Source organism: Paenibacillus sp. MCAF9 (assembly GCF_052114265.1).
Lineage (GTDB): Bacteria > Bacillota > Bacilli > Paenibacillales > Paenibacillaceae > Pristimantibacillus.
The window spans coordinates 20,059-38,671 of record NZ_JBFREL010000028.1 but is presented as its reverse complement, the minus strand read 5'-3'; the positions used below and the strand labels follow the sequence as shown (position 1 = coordinate 38,671).

Below are 18,613 nucleotides of genomic sequence, written 5' to 3'. Positions count from 1 at the left end.
CAGCCATTTCGCCTGCGCAAATCGATATACCGAAAATGATGCATTATAAAAAGGGGGTCTAATTTTGGACAAGTCATCACAGCACCTTGAGCAACAATCATCATCGGGACCGAGGAAAAGCCGCATTACATTATGGGTTATTTTAAGCTTGTTAGGAATTATGATCATTGGTGCTGGAAGCGTTGCTTTGTATGTGTGGAGCAGCTTGAAGCCAACAGCTGCTGGAGCGGTTCAGAAGATTGATATTCCAAGAGGAACATCAGCGAATGAGGTTGCAGAATTACTGGAAGAGCAAGGGATTATTAAAAATGCATTTATATTTAAATATTACTTGAAGCTTAAGGATCAAGGCGGACGCTTTCAGGCGGGACTTTATGAGCTGAACCCCGGCATGAATAATGAAGCCATTATAGCCAAGCTAAATGCTGGCGACACCGTAGAAGCAGAAACGATTCGATTCACGATTCCTGAGGGCTTTACCGTATTGCAAATTGCTGACAAGCTTGCTCAAGAGAAATTGATCAACAAAGAAAAGTTTATTGGATTAATTGCATCGGAAAACAATTGGGGTGATGCGGAGGCTGTTCGCTCCATTCCCAATAACGATAAGCTGCATCAGCGTCTTGAAGGTTATCTGTTCCCTGAAACGTATGAGATGAAAAAAGAAAGCACAGAAGAAGATATTATTAAACGGATGGCGCTTGAACTCGACCGGAAGCTTGCTGAGCTTCCAGAGGGCTGGATGGAAGTGCTTGAAGAGAAAAAAATGTCCTTTCATGATATGCTGACAATCGCGTCACTTGTAGAGCGTGAAGTCGTTGTGGACGAGGAAAGAGCTCTCGTATCGGGCATTATTTACAACCGGATTGAAGATGGCATGAAGCTGCAAATTGATGCTACCGTTCAATATTCATTAGATAAGCCTAAAGAACGTCTTTATGAGAAGGATTTGCTCGTAGACAGTCCTTACAACACGTATAAGGTAGAAGGTTTGCCGCCTGGACCTATCGCAAGTCCAAGTCTTAAATCGATTGAAGCGGCTATATATCCGGAAGATACGGAATATTTCTTCTATGTAACCAAGAAGGATGGAAGTCAGACTCATTTGTTCGCAAAAACATATAAAGAGCATTTGAAAAACATCGAGAAAAGTAATCAGACGGCTGGGTAGTCATACGATTAGATAGGAAACGAAGCTTGAAGGTGTTTTTAAGGAGGATCAAGTATGGCGTACAAGCCGGAATTGTTAGCTACCGCTGCATCTATAGAAGAGCTGGAGAGGCTTATGGCAGCAGGCGCGGATGCTTTTGTCATTGGCGAAGCACGCTACGGTATGCGATTAGCAGGAGAGTTTAACAAAGAAATGATAGCGCAGGCTGTAAAGCTCGCTAAGCCTAAGGGTGTGAAAATCTATGCTGCCCTTAACAATCTTATGGATAATGAAGCAGCGGATTCATTAAATGATTATGTATCCTCGCTTGCTGAAGCAGGCGTTGATGCACTAGTATTCGGCGACCCTGCGGTCTTAATGGCTGCTAGGTTGCATGCCCCAGGCATGGCGCTGCACTGGAATGCCGAAATGACCTCAACTAATTATGTTACAGCTAATTATTGGGGCCGCAGAGGTGCGACTAGATATGTGCTCGCACGCGAACTCAATATGGAACAGGTTTGCGAGACAACGGCTAGTACAGAGCTTGAGGTTCAAGTGCATGTGCATGGGATGACGAATATTTATCATTCAAAGCGTTCGCTAGTAGAGAGCTATATGGAGCATCAATCGGAGACGGATCGGCTTCCGGAGAAAGACAAAGATCGCGGGCTTTATGTGATGGAAGCGGAGCGGCAGGACGAGCGTTATCCAATCTACGAAGATGCGAACGGCACTCATATTATGAGCTCGGATGATGTATGTATGGTAGAGAACCTTCATGAGCTGCTGGATGCTAAAGTAACCAGCTTGAAGATTGAGGGATTAATGAAATCTACCGAGTACAACGAAATTGTTGTGCGCTCATATCGGCAAGCAATCGATGCCTATTTGGCTGATCCAGAGGGCTATATTTTCCAAGAGGAATGGCTAGACGCGATCAAGAAAGTCCAGAACCCGCAGCGAGAGCTGAGTTTTGGCTTCTTCTTCAAAGAGCAAGTCTATTAATAAGTTAATGCTTACGAAGTGAGTTTTGCTTCGCAAAACCAAAGTTAATGCTTACGAAGTGAGTTTTGCTTCGCAAAACTTAGGAGGTACACATAGTGACAACAATTGAGAAGACGACACCTCGCTATCAAGGCAAACGCCATCGGCTGGACAAGCCGGAGCTACTCGCACCAGCCGGAAATTTAGAGAAGCTGAAATTCGCGATTCATTACGGAGCTGACGCGGTTTATATCGGCGGTCAAAAGTACGGCTTGCGCTCCAATGCAGACAATTTCAGCTTTGAAGAAATGAAGGAAGGCGTTGAGTTCGCGAGCCGCTATGGTGCAAAGGTGTTTGTTGCGACCAATATATATGCGCACAATGAGGATATAGAAGGACTTGAAGACTACTTGCGCAATCTAGAAGCAGCAGGAATCTCAGCTATTATTGCCGCAGATCCTGCCATTATTGAAACGGCGCAGCGAGTAGCTCCGAAGCTTGAGGTTCATTTGAGCACGCAGCAATCCACGCTGAATTGGCAGGCTGTGCAGTTCTGGAAGGAAGAAGGCTTGCCGCGTGTTGTACTGGCCCGTGAAACGAGCTTTAAAGACATTGCTGAAATTAAAAAAAATGTTGATATTGAGATCGAAGCGTTTATTCATGGAGCTATGTGCTCATCTTTCTCTGGTCGCTGCGTATTGTCTAATCATTTTACGGATCGTGACTCCAATCGTGGAGGCTGCTGTCAGTCATGTCGCTGGAAATACGATTTGTTTGTTGACGATATGCCAATGTACCCGGAAGAAGAAGATAAGTTTACAATGGGCTCAAAAGATCTTTGTATGATTGAATATTTGCCGGAGCTTATCGAAGTTGGCGTTGACAGCTTCAAAATCGAAGGACGAATGAAAAGCATTCACTATGTGGCGACGGTCGTTAATGTTTATCGTCAAGCGATTGATGCATATTTCACTGATCCTGAGCGTTTCGAGTTGAAGCAGGAATGGGTGGATGAGATAAATAAGGCTGCCAACCGTCCGCTAAACACTGGATTTTTCCTTGATACACCGGGTGCGGAGGATCATATTTATGAGCCAGAGGAAAAAGCAGCGCCATATGATTTTGCTGGAGTAGTAGTAGATTATAATGATAAAACGGGTTTTGCGATCGTGCAGCAGCGCAATCACTTTAAACTAGGACAAGAAATCGAATTTGTTGGCCCGAAGGGTACTTTTTTCAAACAAACAGTAACCGAAATTACGGATACAGATGGCAATGCGCTTGAAGCGGCTCGCCATCCTTTGCAGCATATTCGCATTCGTACGTTAAAGCCGGTTAAACCGATGGATATGATGAGAAAGAAGATCGGGAAGAAGTAAATAGGCAAAACATGACTAGAGTCTTATTTTTTAAGAAAATAAGACTCTTTTTTTTGTATTTATTATTATGAAATGACAAGAATGTGTCGATATAAAATAATATACTGTAAATCTACTGTAAATACATATTTCGGCAAGATGCGCTAGCAGCAAACGTACTATTTTGGACTTACAATATTAAAGGCGGTGTCTTCCCTCATGGAAAACCAAGAAGAACAAAAAAAGAAGAAAACAAAGAAACAGAAACTGGAAAAAGAGCAAAATAGCACAAACGAAATTAAGTCAGGTACAAGTATGAAAGCGTCATCAAAAATGCAATCTTTATCACAGGCAGCAAAGGCAGCGACGGTATCTGTAAAAGGCACAAAGCTGTCAAGCCCGATTAAATCAGTAGGAACGAAGCTGTTTACGATTATCTTTTGCAGCATTATCGCGTGTGTATTGACAGTAGGTCTAATGGCTTATTCAAAGTCGAAGTCGATTATTGAAAATAAAGTTTCAGAAGCGAGCTTTCAAACGATCAATCAGGTTGCAAACAATATGGACGTTATTTTCAAGACGTATGAGGATTTATCGCTACAAATATTAATTGACAAAAGCTTCTATGAAATTGTAAGGAAAATGCTTGACGGCGATGACGATTTCAGCAAGTTTGAGGCATCGCGTAATTTAAGCGACAAAATGCAATCTTACGTTATGGGTAATAATACGATCGTTTCCATGATGCTGCTACCAGTAAATCCGAAATTGACGGTTGTAACATCCGGCCGGGCAACCACCGGTACTGCGGAGAAATTAATGAAAACAGCATGGTTTATGGAAACTGTCGAAAATGCGGGAAAAACAAACTGGATTCCACCACAGCCTGAAGGTATGTCAGATCCAGCGGGTGCGCCAACTATAGGCTTGAGTCGACTCATTAAAGATATAACTTCAAGTGAAGCATCTTATGTACTGCTGCTGGAGGTGCAAGCCTCGACGCTTGCGAAACGCTTCGAAGAAGTTAACCTTGGTGAAGGAAGCCAGCTTTCGATCGTGAATGCAAACGGTGAATATATTACAAATAATGATCCAGAATTGGTAGGCAAGCCAGCGAGTATTACATTCCCAACCGAAGGCGATAAAGCGCTTGAGGATTCGTCGAAAATGAAAACGACAAACGGTGCTGAGGTTTTGGCTACATACAAAACATTCGAAACGATGAACTGGAAGCTTCTAGGCACGGTACCGGTAAAAGAGCTGGTAAAAGATGCTAAAGCGATTCAAAATTTGACATGGATTACGGTATTTATCGCAGCACTTATTGCAATTGCAATCGGTATTCTCGTAATTATGACGATTGCACAGCCACTGGTTAAGCTTCGCAACCTGATGACTGAAGGAGCAAGCGGCAACCTGACCGTACGATCTGTCATGAAAAAACGCCAAGATGAAATTGGTGAGCTAAGCGACAGCTTTAATCTTATGATGACACAAATAACTGCTCTAGCGGTACAAACGACAAGATCAGCTGAGGATGTACTGGTTACAGCTACTGAGCTCGGAGATGCTTCTCGGAAAACAGCTATTTCTGCTAAGGAGATTGCAGTCGCAACAGAGGAGATCGCGGGAGGAGCAACAAGCTTGGCTGTTGAAGCGGAGCGAGGTTCTGACCTTACAGGAAACATCGATGTTCAAATGAAAAAAGTTATTGCAGCCAACGAACAAATGGTGAACTCTGCGCAAGCCGTTGAGAAGGCAAGTGAGCAAGGAACAAACTATATGGGCGTACTTATTCAAAAAACGAGCATGACAGAAGAAATGACCCGTTCTATGGTAGAGAAGGTTGATGCTTTGAAGGAAAGCACGGGCTCAATCGTAAAAATCCTAGACGTGCTCAATAGCTTAACGAAGCAAACGAACATCTTGTCATTGAATGCGACGATTGAAGCTGCTCGCGCTGGCGCAGCAGGAAAAGGCTTTATGGTCGTTGCCGATGAAATTCGCAAGCTGGCGGATCAAAGCCGCCAATCCATTGACGTTGTTGGACAAATCACGGAGAAAATTAGAGGCGAGATTGACGAGACCGTTCATGTTTTGTCCGATGCTTATCCGTTATTCCAAGAGCAAATCGGTTCTGTAAAAGAAGCGAATCAAATTTTCTTAACCGTTTCTGGTCAAATGGGAGAACTAGTTAAGAAGCTGGATCTCGTTACGGATTCAATCGGGCAATTGGATGAATCGCAAGTCGTATTAGGCGAAGCGATGACTAACGTGAGTGCAGTAGCTGAAGAATCTTCCGCTACATCAGAAGAAGTTGCATCACTTAGCACAGAACAGCTAAGCATTAGCGATGGTATGGTACGCTTGTCGGAAAAGCTGGATACGGTGTCTCGTGAGCTCAAGGATTCACTTTCAAAATTTAAAATTAATTAGCAATCACGGTATCCTATTAAATTGTTAATATTGAAGGAAGAGCTGTTCAAGCAGTTAATGCTGAACAGCTCTTTTTTTTGTTGTAGAAAATAGAATGGATGTTTGAAGGAGAGCCGCGGAAGGAGATAATGAACGTATAACAACGATTCCAGCGCTTATCAAACATTAGTCAGCATTAAAAAGGAGCTTTCGCAGGATGAGAACGGGACATGATTAAACGAATAACAATGGCTGCTTGTTTCATTAGTTTAATAATGATGCTTTATATTGGCCGCTTAGCTTGGATTCAATTGATGCCTGGAAGCTCCTCTTCTGCGGTCCTTTCTCCACTTGCAAACCGGGGAGGATGGCAACGGCTGTCAGTTCAGCAGCGTCAACGAAACTTGGTGCTGGACACAGGCAGAGGCGACTTTTATGATCGCTATGGAAAACCGATAACAGGTGAAACTTATTCGGCCGTTGCTTTATTTCCCATACGGGCAGAGCTGCGAGGTCAAGAAAAGAGTTTAGCTGAGCTTAGCCGCTTACTAGGCGTAACCATGGAGCAGCTGCGGCAGAAATGGGATGCCGTGCGAGAGCCTGTGTTTTGGAAGGCTGATGGGATGCAGGCTCCTATGCGACTGACAAATGATCAAATTACCCGCCTAAAAAAAATTGAGCTAAACGGTATACGAGTGCTTCCTTATCGCAATCGCTATTTGCCGTATTTTGATGCGAAGCATCTGATTGGCTTTACAAGCCAGCATCCAGAGTGGCTGCAGACTAACCATCCAGAAGATCTTGTAAGCGGCAAAAGAAAGCTGGTAGATCAGGTTGGCGGGTCGGGGCTTGAGAAATCGCTGGACAAGCTGCTGCATGGAGTAGGGGCTACTTCTGTTTCCTACTTCCTGGATGGACGTAATGCACCAATGCATGGCCTTGATATGCGGATTACGCAGCCTGGCAATCGATATTATCCTCTTAAAGCGATGACGACGATTGATTTGCAGCTGCAAAATGAAATCGAAGCGTATGTGGATGCACAAGGCTTGCAAGAGGGAGCAATCGTTGTGCTGGATGCGAGCAATGCGGATATTGTAGCGATGGTATCACGGCCGCAATTGAAGCCAGGACAGTTCCAAAGCTCCGACGGCAGCGAGTGGGCTAATCATGCAATCAAGGCGGTCGCTCCCGGCTCTGTGTTCAAGCTTGTTGCGGAAGCAGCTGCGTTGGAAGCGGGTGTAGTGAATCAGCATGAAACGTTTTTTTGCAATGGTGAATACGGCAAATATGGCTTATCCTGCTGGAAGGAAGGCGGACACGGCCGCTTGACGCTCCAAGAGGGCTTGGCGCAATCATGCAATATTGTGTTTGCAACGCTGGCAGAGCGGCTTGAAGCTAAGCAGTTGAAGCGGACCGCAGACTTGCTCGGGATAGGGCAGCAAGCGGGCTGGCATCGCGATGAAGCTTTTGGCCCCTTTACATCGCCTCTGAGACTGCTTGAGGAAGAAGATCGCGGACAGCTGTTTGCAGCCGATAAGAGCAAGCTCGCTTGGAATAGCGGCGGTGAGATGGGTGAGCATAAGCACGAGAATGGCAGTGCTAATGGCAGTAGCGGTGACAATGAGAATGGCTTTGGCAGTGGAAGTGGCAATGATAACGGCAGTGGCAGTGGCGGTGGCAAGCGAAATGAGAAGCGGAGCGGGAAGTTTGATGCGGCGCAGCAAGCGCGGGAAGAAGCAGCCATGCTGGCTGGCGTCGATGGCGGTGTGCTCGCGCAAAGCGCGCTTGGGCAGCGTGATGTAAGGATGTCGCCGCTGCAAGCGGCAAATCTGATTGTAACGCTGCTGAATGAGGGGCGCGTAATGGAGCCGCGCCTAGTGAGTGAAATCCGCTATGCCAACGGCCAGCGGATGGTGAAGCTGCCCGCGCAGCGCGCGCAAGCGATCCGTGGCCGGATTAAACCGGCCACGGCGCATGCGCTGCTGCGCGGCATGCAGGCGGTCGTCGACCATGGAACCGGTCGATCGATCCGCCAAGGGTTGTGGGCGATTGCCGGCAAATCCGGCACCGCCGAAACGACTCAGGCCGGAATCGCCCGCAACCACCAGTGGTTTGCGGGCTACGGCCCGGTCAAAGCTCCACGATATGCCGTAGCCGTCCTCGTGGAGAACAAGCCGCCTGGGAGCTCGCACCAGGCGACTAAGCTCTTTCGCGGCGTCATGGATATCGCCGCACGCCATTCCAAATAAAATGAGCCACCCCATTGCAGACGAATCAACGTTCGTTTGCAACGGGGTGGCTCTGTTTTATTTGCGTATTATAGTTCCTTGATGTCCTTGTTATTTATTTTCACCGATATACTATCAGTGTCGGGCTTGTCCGAAGGGTTGTCGTATTCCCCCTGCGGAGCGTGAATCCAGCGGTGGAAATAACCTTGATCATACAGCGCTTTGATTAAGATCATAAGAATAGGTGATAATATGACACCTGCGACGCCAAAAAGCGATAAGGATACAATCATGAAAGCGAGCATTGTAAAGGCGGATACGCCTAAGGAGTCGCCTGTAATTTTTGGTTCAAGAATTTGGCGTGTAAGCACAACTGCGAGAAAGAGGACGGACAGCCAAATAGCAAGCGAGACTTTGCCGACAATTATTAGGTAAATAATCCATGGGATAAAAATAGTGCCTACGCCTAGCAGCGGCAAAATGTCGAAGATAGCGGATACGACTGCTATGACAAAAGCATTTTCTACGCGCAGCAGAAGGAGCGCGATCAAAATAACGACAAAGGTGATACTAATCATCTTGGCTTGCGCTTTAATATATAACGCGATTCCTTTAAATACATTGTTTCTAAGGAAGAAAAATGCCGTTTTGAAGGTGTTTGGCGTTTTGTCCTCGGCCGTCTTTTTCCAAGTCGTAATTTCGATGCTTAAGAAATAAGCTAATATAATCCCGACTACAAAATTAAAGACGAAAGTTGAAAAGGATGTGACGTACCCGATGATACTAAGCAGTACAGTCTTTCCAAACAATGCTAATGTTGAAGAAGCGCCTTCAATGAGGTCTTTGGAGCGCTGAACCAAATCCAAATCTGCGGGCAGATTCCCAAATCTGGTTTGCACCTCTTCAGTCAGATTAGCGATTTGAACAGCGAGCATTTCTTGATATTTCGGGAAGTTGTTAACGAGCTCAGTTCCTTGCTTCGTAATCAGGTAAGCTGCGCCTGAGAAGGCGGTAAGTAAAATTAAAGTGAACAGCAGAATCGAAATGCCGGAAGCGATCGATTTTTTCATGCCAAGCTTATTTAGACGCCTTGCCAGCGGCTCAATACATAAGAAAATGAGAAAGGATAAAAATATAGGCGTTGCGATTCGGTACAAATAGCTGAAAGAAAACATAATTAAATAGACAGTTAGTGCAATGAGTGCGATGTCAAAGGCGGTTCGCCAATACTTTTTGTAAAAGGGCAGCATAATGTTTCTCCTTCTTTTTCCATATTCATATTTCCATAAAGATTGTACTATAGTTTTTAAAAAGATGCCTATTTTTAATTGCGTTATGCTACAATTAATACTACTGTTGTTGTTTTGTACCGCTATTTATTCGTCGACTAAATCATATAACGGTGGGGAAAACAAAATGGAAAATTTGCTGTTATGGGGATTATACGTAGCATCCTTCTATGCGTTTCTTCCTGGCCTCATTAGCCGTACTTTTGGCTTTCGTGTTTTTAAGAAGGGCCGTGTGGGAAACGAAATATCTTTAACGTTCGATGATGGGCCAGATGAGATTTATACGCCGCAATTGCTCGATCTTCTTGCCCGCTATAATGCGAAGGCAACCTTTTTTGTTGTCGGCTCACATGCCGAGGGACAAGAAGAGCTGCTGAAGCGGATGAAGGATGAGGGTCACAATATTGGTGTCCATAATTACGTTCACAAATCGAACTGGTTAATGCGTCCGAGGACGGTTAAGCGCCAAATCGAGCGTACGCTTGACATTATTGAGCAAGCAACGGGATTGCGATCGACTTATTATCGCCCGCCATGGGGAATCGTAAATGTATTCGATTATGCGAACTTAGGCCATTTGCAAATTATTTTGTGGTCGGCAATGTTCGGTGATTGGCGGATACGTTTAGGGTCAGAACGATTGAAAAACCGGATGATGAAAAAACTTCGGCCAGGTGAAGTCATTCTATTGCATGATTGCGGCATGACCTTTGGGGCGGACAAGGATGCACCGAGAAATATGCTTACCGCACTTGAGGCTTACTTAGAAGAAGGTACGAAGCAAGGTTTCCGCTTTGTTGGCATTGAAGAAATGATGAAGCGATCTGAAGCAGCGCGTGCTGCTCATACATCACTCTTGAAGAAAGCGATGATATCGCTTTGGCTGACATGGGAGCGTCTGTTTCACGTCGTATTCCGTCTGAAGACCGTAGGAGATGTGAAGGATGCAGCGTTTCATTACCGGGTGACCACATACACTGGCCAGGACATTGAATTAGCAGAGGGAGGACGCGTCTCAAAGGGAGACCGTATTGCAGAACTGCATTTTGACAACAAGAAATTGTCGATGATTGCAGCAACCTCAAAATCCCCTGTAGCTACAGGTATTCGCATGCTGCGTGAAGTGGAGCAAGCTCTTCCGCTGCTCGCAAATCAGCTTGCTGAAGATACAGATGCGAATGACATCAAAGCGGTATATGGGGTTACAATGATCCATCGCGGGGCTGATCGATTAGGATTTGAAATATTTCAGCTGCCTGAGGGCTGGTTTGCCAGATCATCGCGTGTGTACTTGCGTGTATTGATTAAAGTATTAACGAACACGAAGCAGACTTCTCAGAGCAAGAAGAAAAGAGAACTGATCTCGCCGCGTATGCTGTTAATGCCCGTCGCAACGATTAGGTCCTATGCAACGGCACAGCTGAACATGATTCAAGATATAAGCCAGACAGTAGAGAGAACTTTAAACGCAGCAGCCGACGAAGCTGCGCAGTTAGGTACAAAAACAACAGCGATATAATGTTGAGATATAAAAGACATTTATCCAAATGAATGTTAAATAAATAAAGGAGTGCAGGCTGTTTCCAGCCTGCACTCCTTTTGTTTAAATATAAGGAAGAAACTTCCTCTAACTTACCTTATATTTTTTGCTCAAAGCTGCATCAGCATCCAGAGGATGCTGAAGGCGATAACTACATTTTCATTACGCCACCAGTGCTGGCAGATGTAACAAGGTGAGCGTAGCGAGCCAAGTAGCCGCGCTTGATTTTTAGCTCGAAGCCTTTCCATTCGGAACGGCGTTTCTCGAACTCTTCGTCGCTAATAAGAAGATCCATCGTACGGTTGTTCATGTCGATCTCGATGATATCGCCGTCTTGTACGAAAGCGATAGGGCCGCCTTCAGCTGCTTCAGGAGAAGCGTGGCCGATGCTGATGCCGCGAGATGCGCCGGAGAAACGTCCGTCTGTAATGAGGGCAACCTTAGCGCCGAGTCCCATACCTACGATTTGCGATGTTGGTGCAAGCATTTCTGGCATACCAGGGCCGCCGCGTGGTCCTTCGTAACGAATGACTACGACATGACCTTCTTTGATTTTTCCGTTAGCGATGCCGTGAAGCGCTTCGTCTTGGGAATCGAAACAGATAGCAGGACCTTTGTGGTAGCCGCCAACGGACTTGTCAACTGCACCTGTTTTAATAATAGCGCCGTGAGGAGCCAGATTACCAAATAGTACAGCCAAACCGCCGCGTTCTGTATGCGGGTTGTCGATGGTATGAATAACATCGGTGTCTTGAATTTCACAGCCAATAACATTTTCACGAAGCGTTTTGCCAGTAACGGTGATGCAGTCACCATGCAATGCGCCTTCTTTCTTGAATAGCTCATTAAGGACAGCACTTACGCCGCCTGCATTATGCACATCTTCAATGTGATAATCGGATGCAGGAGCGATCTTCGCCAAATGCGGTACGCGTTCAGCCACTTCGTTAATACGCTCAATTGGGTACTCGATTCCAGCTTCATGCGCGATTGCTAGCGTGTGAAGTACTGTATTTGTTGAGCCGCCCATTGCCATATCTAGAGCAAATGCATTGTCGATTGTATCTTTTGTAACGATGTCGCGAGGTTTGATGCCTAGCTCGATGATTTTCATCAATTGGCGAGCAGCGTCTTTAACGAACTCTTTGCGTTCTGGAGAAACAGCAAGAATCGTGCCGTTACCAGGCATTGCAAGTCCCATGCCTTCTGCCAAGCAGTTCATGGAGTTTGCCGTAAACATACCGGAGCAAGAGCCGCAAGTCGGACAACCGAATTGTTCAAGCTCCATCAGTTGATCGTCATTGATTTTACCAGCTTGGTGAGCGCCTACGCCTTCAAATACGCTGGAGAGTGAAATTGAACGACCATCGGATGTTTTACCGGCTTTCATAGGTCCGCCGCTTACAAGCATAGTCGGGATATTGACGCGAAGTGCGCCCATGATCATGCCCGGTGTAATTTTGTCACAGTTCGGAATACAAACCATACCGTCAAACCAGTGAGCATTTACGACTGTTTCAATGGAATCGGCAATAATTTCACGGCTGGCAAGTGAATAACGCATACCGATGTGACCCATTGCAATCCCATCATCAACGCCGATTGTGTTAAATTCGAAAGGAACGCCGCCAGCTTCACGGATCGCTTCTTTAACGAGCTTGCCGAACTCCTGTAGATGAACGTGACCAGGAATAATATCAATATACGAGTTGCAAACCGCGATAAACGGCTTGTCGAAATCTTCCTCTTTTACGCCTGCGGCGCGAAGCAAGCTGCGATGCGGTGCGCGGTCGAATCCTTTTTTGATCATGTCTGAACGCATTCTTTTGGCCGCCATGTAAGTTCCCCCTATATGCTTATTAAAATATCAATACTCTCGATTTTATCACAACGGACGGGCGTTGGCTATAACGTCAGCCGAAAGGCGTTTCGCAAAGAAATGTTAAAAAAACATTAAAAATGGCTTAAACATTGTGATATTCCGTGAAACAATAGGACATCATGCAGGTTAATCATGTATAGTATGCTCATTGGTAACGATGAGAATAATTTGAAGATGAATAAGGAGGCGCTTGAAATTGGAAAGAAGAGTATTAATTGTTGATGATGAGCGGGAAATTGCCGATCTTATAGAGATCTATTTGAAAAATGAAGGGTTTATTACCGAAAAGGCGTATGACGGGGAGCAGGCGCTGCTTGCTTATGCGCGAGATCCGTTTGACTTAGTCATCTTAGACATCATGATGCCGAATATGGACGGGCTGGAAGCTACGAGGCGGCTCAGGCGCGATCAATCGGTCCCCATTCTAATGCTCAGTGCAAAAGCAGAGGATATGGATAAAATTATGGGGCTGATGACCGGTGCGGACGATTATATGATCAAGCCGTTTAATCCGCTTGAGCTTGTCGCTAGAGTACGCTCTTTACTGAGAAGATCCTATCAGTACAGCGGTCAAGCAAGTGCGAATAATGGGGCGCGGCAAGATAAGGAGCTTCGCCTTGGACCGCTGCGGATCGATAAGCTGAGCCATACGGCTGAAATAGACGGCAATCCGCTTCATCTGACTTCTACTGAGTTCGGCATTTTGCATTTGCTCGCTGGCCAGCCTGGCCGCGTGTTTAGTGCGGAGGATATTTTCCAGCAGGTGTGGAAAGAAAAATATTTTGATTCCAACAATACGGTAATGGTCCATATCAGCAAGCTCAGAGATAAGCTGGAGAAGGAGCTTGGTGATAAGATGATCATCACGGTCTGGGGGGTTGGCTATAAAATTGAAGGATAACATTGCATTAAAGCTTGTCTTCCGTTCGTTGCTGAATATCGCGATAAGCGCCGTGCTAGCGGCCTTTTCACTGTATATCCTATTAGGGTTCGGAATGTGGCTTATCGATAATGTAAGGCCAATGAGAGTTTTGTATCAATTCATTGATAGGTTTGATCGACGGCTTGTGTATGGTGCTGCGGGCATTGTAATGTCTCTTTTTTACTACATCATTCTCCAGTGGAGCTTATTTCATTATCTCGGTCAAATGAATAAGACGGTTCGCGGCATTGCTGACGGTACCTATGATATGGATTACAAAATCGAAGTGCGGAAAAGAAATATATTTGGTCCTATGGCAGCCAATATGAACAGCTTGGCAGGAAGGCTCCATCATGCGCTCGTGGAAGAGCGGAAGGCAGAGCAAACCAAAAACGAATTGATTACGAACGTTTCCCATGATTTGCGTACACCTTTAACATCAGTGCTTGGCTATTTGGGATTGATTGAGCAGGATCGTTATCGAGACGAGGTAGAGCTGCGCCACTATGTTCAAATCGCTTATGAAAAATCGATGCGACTGAATGTCCTCATTAATGATCTTTTTGAATATACGAGAATGAGGCATGATACGACTGCGCTTAAAGTAACGAATTTTAATTTAATCGAAATGCTCGGACAGCTGCTTGTGCAGTTTCGATTGCCGCTGGAGGAAGCGGGAATGCAGAGCAAGCTGGTGACAGATAAAACGTCAGTCATGATCAAGGGAGATGCAGCCAAGCTTGTGCGTGTATTTGAGAACTTGATCGTGAATGCCATGAATTACGGCAGAGACGGCAAACAGGTCGTTGTGACGGTTCAGTTGGAGGGCAGTGCAGCCGTTATCGAGGTTATTAATTTTGGTGAACCGATTCCAATGATGGACATTCCTCATATTTTTGAACGATTTTATCGCGTAGACAAATCAAGAACACAGTGGTCAGGCGGTTCCGGCTTAGGGCTTGCCATTGTCAAAGGCATCGTTGAAAAGCATGAAGGTACGATTTCGGTGACGAGTGATTCGGAGCAAACGGCATTCCGTATAACATTGCCGATTATTAATTAATAATTAAGGGTTTCTTATGGTTTGTTTACGGTCTCCTTAAACTGACTCTCCTATACTTGGTTGTATAGAAGAGACAGTGAAAGGGGATCGTTTTTTATGCAGCAAGAAACGTATGGAAGAAAACGTGGAGGTACAATCTTGTGGCTTCTAACCGCAATTGGAGTGATCGTCAGTGTCTTTTACGTCATTTCATTAAAAGGCAGCCCATCTAAAGCTGATTTGCAATTGGATTCTAGCTCGGCGATTTTAATAGATCTTAATACAGGGGAAGTGCTCTACGAAAAAAATGCAAATGAAGCGCTGCCGCCTGCAAGCATGTCGAAGCTGATGACAGAGCTTATCCTATTAGATCTCACAAGTGAAGGTACGCTTGATTGGAAAGAACAAGTGAAAACCAGCGCTTATGCTGCAGAGGTGCCAGGTTCCCAAATAGGCTTTGCGGTAGGGGAGACCTATACGGTTAGAGAGCTTTTTGAAGCGATGGCGATTCATTCCGCGAACGATGCGGCAGTAGCCCTTGCAGAGCATGTTAGCGGCAGTGAGGCTGCATTTGTTCAATTAATGAACAATCGGGCTGCTAAGCTGGACTTGTCCAATCAAACCGTCTTTGCGAATGCAACGGGGCTTAGCCATGAGGATCTGCTTCCGTTCGAAGCTGCTTCTTCGGAAAGGGATACTATGATGTCAGCTAAGGATACAGCAACACTAGCTGCCTATTTACTGAAGAAGTATCCTGAGGTAGTCGATGTTTCCAGCCGCAATAGCGTGAAGCTTGCGAGCACCTCGCAAAGATTGAAGACGACAAACATGATGCTAAGCGGCATGCCGTATGCATTTCCGGGCAATGACGGATTGAAAACAGGTTATACCGTGCAGGCTGGCTATTGCTTTACAGGTACTGCAAAGCAGGATGGCAAACGGCTTGTATCCGTCATTATGGGGGCGAAGACGCCAGAGCAGCGATTCACGGAAACAGGGAAGCTGTTTGAATACGGTTTTCAATTAAGCGGCTTGGAGAGCGTGATGGGGCATGTTCAAAGCAAACTAGGCTTTAAAGTAGGATAAATAAGGTAGAGTTAAATCTATTTTTCTCGAATGATGCAGAAAATAGTCTATTATTCTCATCGAAATAATTGTGTTATTGTCATGTTAAGTCTAGGACGAGCGCGAGTCGCTTTTTCTGGACTTTTTGTTTTTATGTCATAAAAACTAACATTAAATGATTTACGAACCCGTATTTGCTGTTTATAATAAAACTAATACAGATAAAGAGGTGAGTATATGCAATTGACCGAACGTGAAAAAGAAAAGCTGCTCATTACGATCGCTGCAGATTTGGCAAGACGACGAATGAATCGCGGCTTGAAGCTTAATTATCCTGAAAGCATAGCGTTAATCACCTCTGAAATTATGGAAGGCGCTCGTGATGGAATGACCGTTGCACAGCTAATGGCATTTGGAACAAAAATTTTGAATGCAGATCAAGTCATGACTGGCATTCCGCAAATGATTCACGAGGTTCAGGTGGAAGCGACTTTCCCAGACGGAACGAAGCTTGTTACCATTCACGACCCGATAACTTGAAAACGATAAGTAAAACGGCTCTGGGCATCATTTCATTTGATATAGAAAGTGGCATGTGAACGATCAGCTTTATAGGGGAGGAGAGAATGGCCTGTGATACCTGGACAATATCGAACGGCTGACGGTGAAATTGAATTGAATGCAAGGCGAATGACGAAGCAGTTAATTGTAGTAAATACTGGAGACAGACCGGTTCAGGTAGGCTCTCATTTTCATTTTTTTGAAGTGAATCGTGCATTGAGGTTTGATCGCGAGGCAGCTTTCGGGATGCGTCTTCACATCGCAGCAGGGACAGCGGTTCGTTTCGAGCCCGGTGAGGAGAAGCCTATAACCGTCGTTGAGCTGGGTGGTACAAAGCTATCTTATGGACTTAATGGTCTCAGCCAAGGGAAAGCGGAGAACGGCAGGATGCCAGATGTTGTTCGCGAACGGCTTGCGGCTTGGGAGGGCGAAGGTAAATGACTAAGATGGATCGACGCAGCTATGCGGCCATGTTTGGCCCTACAACGGGTGATGCCATTCGGCTGGCAGATACGGAGCTATGGGCACAGATTGAACATGATTACACGGTGTATGGCGACGAATGCAAGTTCGGCGGCGGCAAGGTTATACGCGATGGCATGGGGCAGTCGAGCGGCGCGCTGCGTGATGAGGGTGTGCTGGATACATTGATTACGAATGCCGTTATTATCGATCATTCCGGCATTGTGAAAGCGGATATCGGCTTAAAGGATGGATTTATCGTTGGTATCGGCAAAGCCGGAAATCCAGACATTATGGACGGCGTGCACCCGAATATGATTGTTGGCGCAAGTACCGAGGTTATTGCTGGTGAAGGAAAGATTGTAACAGCAGGAGCCATTGACTCGCATATTCACTTTATTTGTCCGCAGCAAATTGAAACGGCGCTTTCCTCAGGCGTCACGACGATGATCGGCGGTGGAACAGGTCCGGCAACAGGAACCAATGCAACGACGGTTACACCTGGCGCGTGGCATATGCGGCGCATGCTGGAGGCAGCCGAACATTTTCCGATGAATATCGGCTTTACGGGTAAAGGCAATGCTTCGTTCACCGCTCCGCTCATTGAGCAAATTGAAGCGGGAGCCATTGGGCTTAAGCTGCATGAGGACTGGGGAACAACACCAGCAGCAATTAACGCTTGCTTGCAAGCCGCAGATCAGTACGACATTCAAGTTGCTATCCACAGCGATACGCTGAATGAGGCAGGCTTTGTTGAGGATACGCTTGCGGCCATTGGCGGAAGAACGATTCATACGTATCATACCGAGGGCGCGGGCGGCGGTCATGCCCCAGACATCATTATCGCGGCAGGCGAGATGAATGTTTTACCGTCATCCACGAACCCTACTCGTCCTTTTACAATTAATACGATAGAAGAACATTTGGATATGCTGATGGTTTGCCACCATTTGGACAGCAGCATTCCTGAGGACGTTGCATTTGCTGATTCTCGGATTAGGCCGGAGACGATTGCAGCGGAAGATATATTACATGATATGGGCGTATTCAGCATGATTAGCTCCGATTCACAAGCGATGGGGCGCGTAGGAGAAGTTATTATCCGCACATGGCAAACGGCAGACAAGATGAAAAAGCAGCGAGGACCGCTCCTTCCGGACAATGAACAGCATGATAACTTCCGTATTAAGCGCTACATTGCCAAATATACGATTAATCCTGCGATCACGCATGGTGTCTCTCATCTGGTAGGCTCGCTGGAAGCGGGCAAATTCGCCGATCTTGTCATTTGGAATCCGATGTTTTTTGGCGTCAAGCCGGATCTTGTGCTGAAGGGCGGGAGCATCGCATTTGCGCAGATGGGTGATCCAAACGCTTCAATCCCAACACCGCAGCCTGTGTTCGGTCGGCCAATGTTCGCTTCCTTCGGGAAGCTGGTGTTCAGCAGCTCGATTACTTTTGTATCTCAGGCAGCCTATGACCTCGGGGTTGCGAAGGAGCTCGGACTGCAGAAGCGTATTGAACCTGTAAAAGGCTGCCGCAGCGTAACGAAGAAGGATATGATCCACAATGATGCAACGCCTAAGCTTGAGGTGGACGCGGAAACCTATCATGTTCTGGTAGATGGCGAGCATATGACCTGCGAGCCAGCTGAGGTGCTGCCGATGGCGCAGCGTTATTTCTTATTTTAGCTGCGCGCTGCGGCCATG

General features: G+C 46.0%; 14 protein-coding genes. 12 read left to right on the top strand and 2 right to left on the bottom strand.

What is annotated here, in order from left to right; translation table 11 throughout:
• Positions 1-64 precede the first annotated feature (64 nt).
• From mltG to AB4Z45_RS26500, 5 genes are all read left to right on the top strand, one after another.
• Complete coding sequence (gene mltG / locus AB4Z45_RS26520) at positions 65-1,171, top strand: endolytic transglycosylase MltG (RefSeq protein ID WP_441912568.1); 1,107 nt, start codon at positions 65-67, stop codon at positions 1,169-1,171.
• Between the two features lie 54 nt (positions 1,172-1,225).
• Positions 1,226-2,158 carry a peptidase U32 family protein gene (locus AB4Z45_RS26515; RefSeq protein ID WP_339207917.1) on the top strand — a complete coding sequence of 311 codons (933 nt, stop codon included), beginning with the start codon at positions 1,226-1,228 and terminating at the stop codon, positions 2,156-2,158.
• A 95-nt stretch (positions 2,159-2,253) separates the two neighbouring features.
• Positions 2,254-3,516 (top strand): peptidase U32 family protein, encoded by a 1,263-nt coding sequence (locus tag AB4Z45_RS26510; protein WP_441912567.1) that lies wholly within the window; start codon positions 2,254-2,256, stop codon positions 3,514-3,516.
• A gap of 198 nt (positions 3,517-3,714) precedes the next feature.
• The gene (locus tag AB4Z45_RS26505) at positions 3,715-5,931 is read left to right on the top strand and encodes a methyl-accepting chemotaxis protein (protein ID WP_441912566.1); all 2,217 of its coding nucleotides are present in this window, start codon (positions 3,715-3,717) and stop codon (positions 5,929-5,931) included.
• 209 nt (positions 5,932-6,140) lie between these two features.
• Positions 6,141-8,162, top strand: coding sequence for a peptidoglycan D,D-transpeptidase FtsI family protein (locus AB4Z45_RS26500; protein WP_441912565.1), 2,022 nt, complete (start codon positions 6,141-6,143; stop codon positions 8,160-8,162).
• Positions 8,163-8,230: 68 nt separating this feature from the next.
• Here AB4Z45_RS26500 and ytvI read toward each other — a convergent pair whose 3' ends face one another.
• On the bottom strand, positions 8,231-9,391 hold the full coding sequence (ytvI, locus tag AB4Z45_RS26495; RefSeq protein WP_441912564.1) for a sporulation integral membrane protein YtvI: 1,161 nt from the start codon (positions 9,389-9,391) through the stop codon (positions 8,231-8,233).
• A 166-nt stretch (positions 9,392-9,557) separates the two neighbouring features.
• Between ytvI and AB4Z45_RS26490 the strand changes: the two genes are divergently transcribed.
• On the top strand, positions 9,558-10,949 hold the full coding sequence (locus AB4Z45_RS26490; RefSeq protein WP_339207921.1) for a polysaccharide deacetylase family protein: 1,392 nt from the start codon (positions 9,558-9,560) through the stop codon (positions 10,947-10,949).
• Between the two features lie 172 nt (positions 10,950-11,121).
• On the opposite strand, the gene ilvD is transcribed toward AB4Z45_RS26490, so the two are convergent.
• Positions 11,122-12,807 carry a dihydroxy-acid dehydratase gene (ilvD, locus tag AB4Z45_RS26485; protein ID WP_076270807.1) on the bottom strand — a complete coding sequence of 562 codons (1,686 nt, stop codon included), beginning with the start codon at positions 12,805-12,807 and terminating at the stop codon, positions 11,122-11,124.
• Between the two features lie 241 nt (positions 12,808-13,048).
• Here ilvD and AB4Z45_RS26480 point away from each other — a divergent pair, with 241 nt between their 5' ends.
• From AB4Z45_RS26480 to ureC, 6 genes are all read left to right on the top strand, one after another.
• Positions 13,049-13,753: a response regulator transcription factor gene (locus tag AB4Z45_RS26480; RefSeq protein ID WP_441912563.1), complete on the top strand. Its 705-nt coding sequence runs from the start codon at positions 13,049-13,051 to the stop codon at positions 13,751-13,753.
• The gene (locus AB4Z45_RS26475; RefSeq protein ID WP_441912562.1) at positions 13,743-14,837 is read left to right on the top strand and encodes a sensor histidine kinase; all 1,095 of its coding nucleotides are present in this window, start codon (positions 13,743-13,745) and stop codon (positions 14,835-14,837) included. Before AB4Z45_RS26480 ends, AB4Z45_RS26475 begins: the two co-directional genes overlap by 11 nt.
• 96 nt (positions 14,838-14,933) lie before the next feature.
• On the top strand, positions 14,934-15,902 hold the full coding sequence (locus AB4Z45_RS26470) for a D-alanyl-D-alanine carboxypeptidase family protein (RefSeq protein WP_441912561.1): 969 nt from the start codon (positions 14,934-14,936) through the stop codon (positions 15,900-15,902).
• Positions 15,903-16,118: 216 nt separating this feature from the next.
• Positions 16,119-16,421, top strand: a complete 303-nt coding sequence (locus AB4Z45_RS26465; protein ID WP_441875885.1) for an urease subunit gamma — start codon at positions 16,119-16,121, stop codon at positions 16,419-16,421.
• 93 nt (positions 16,422-16,514) lie between these two features.
• The gene (locus AB4Z45_RS26460) at positions 16,515-16,883 is read left to right on the top strand and encodes an urease subunit beta (protein ID WP_441912560.1); all 369 of its coding nucleotides are present in this window, start codon (positions 16,515-16,517) and stop codon (positions 16,881-16,883) included.
• The gene (gene ureC, locus AB4Z45_RS26455) at positions 16,880-18,595 is read left to right on the top strand and encodes an urease subunit alpha (RefSeq protein ID WP_441912559.1); all 1,716 of its coding nucleotides are present in this window, start codon (positions 16,880-16,882) and stop codon (positions 18,593-18,595) included. Before AB4Z45_RS26460 ends, ureC begins: the two co-directional genes overlap by 4 nt.
• Positions 18,596-18,613 lie beyond the last annotated feature (18 nt).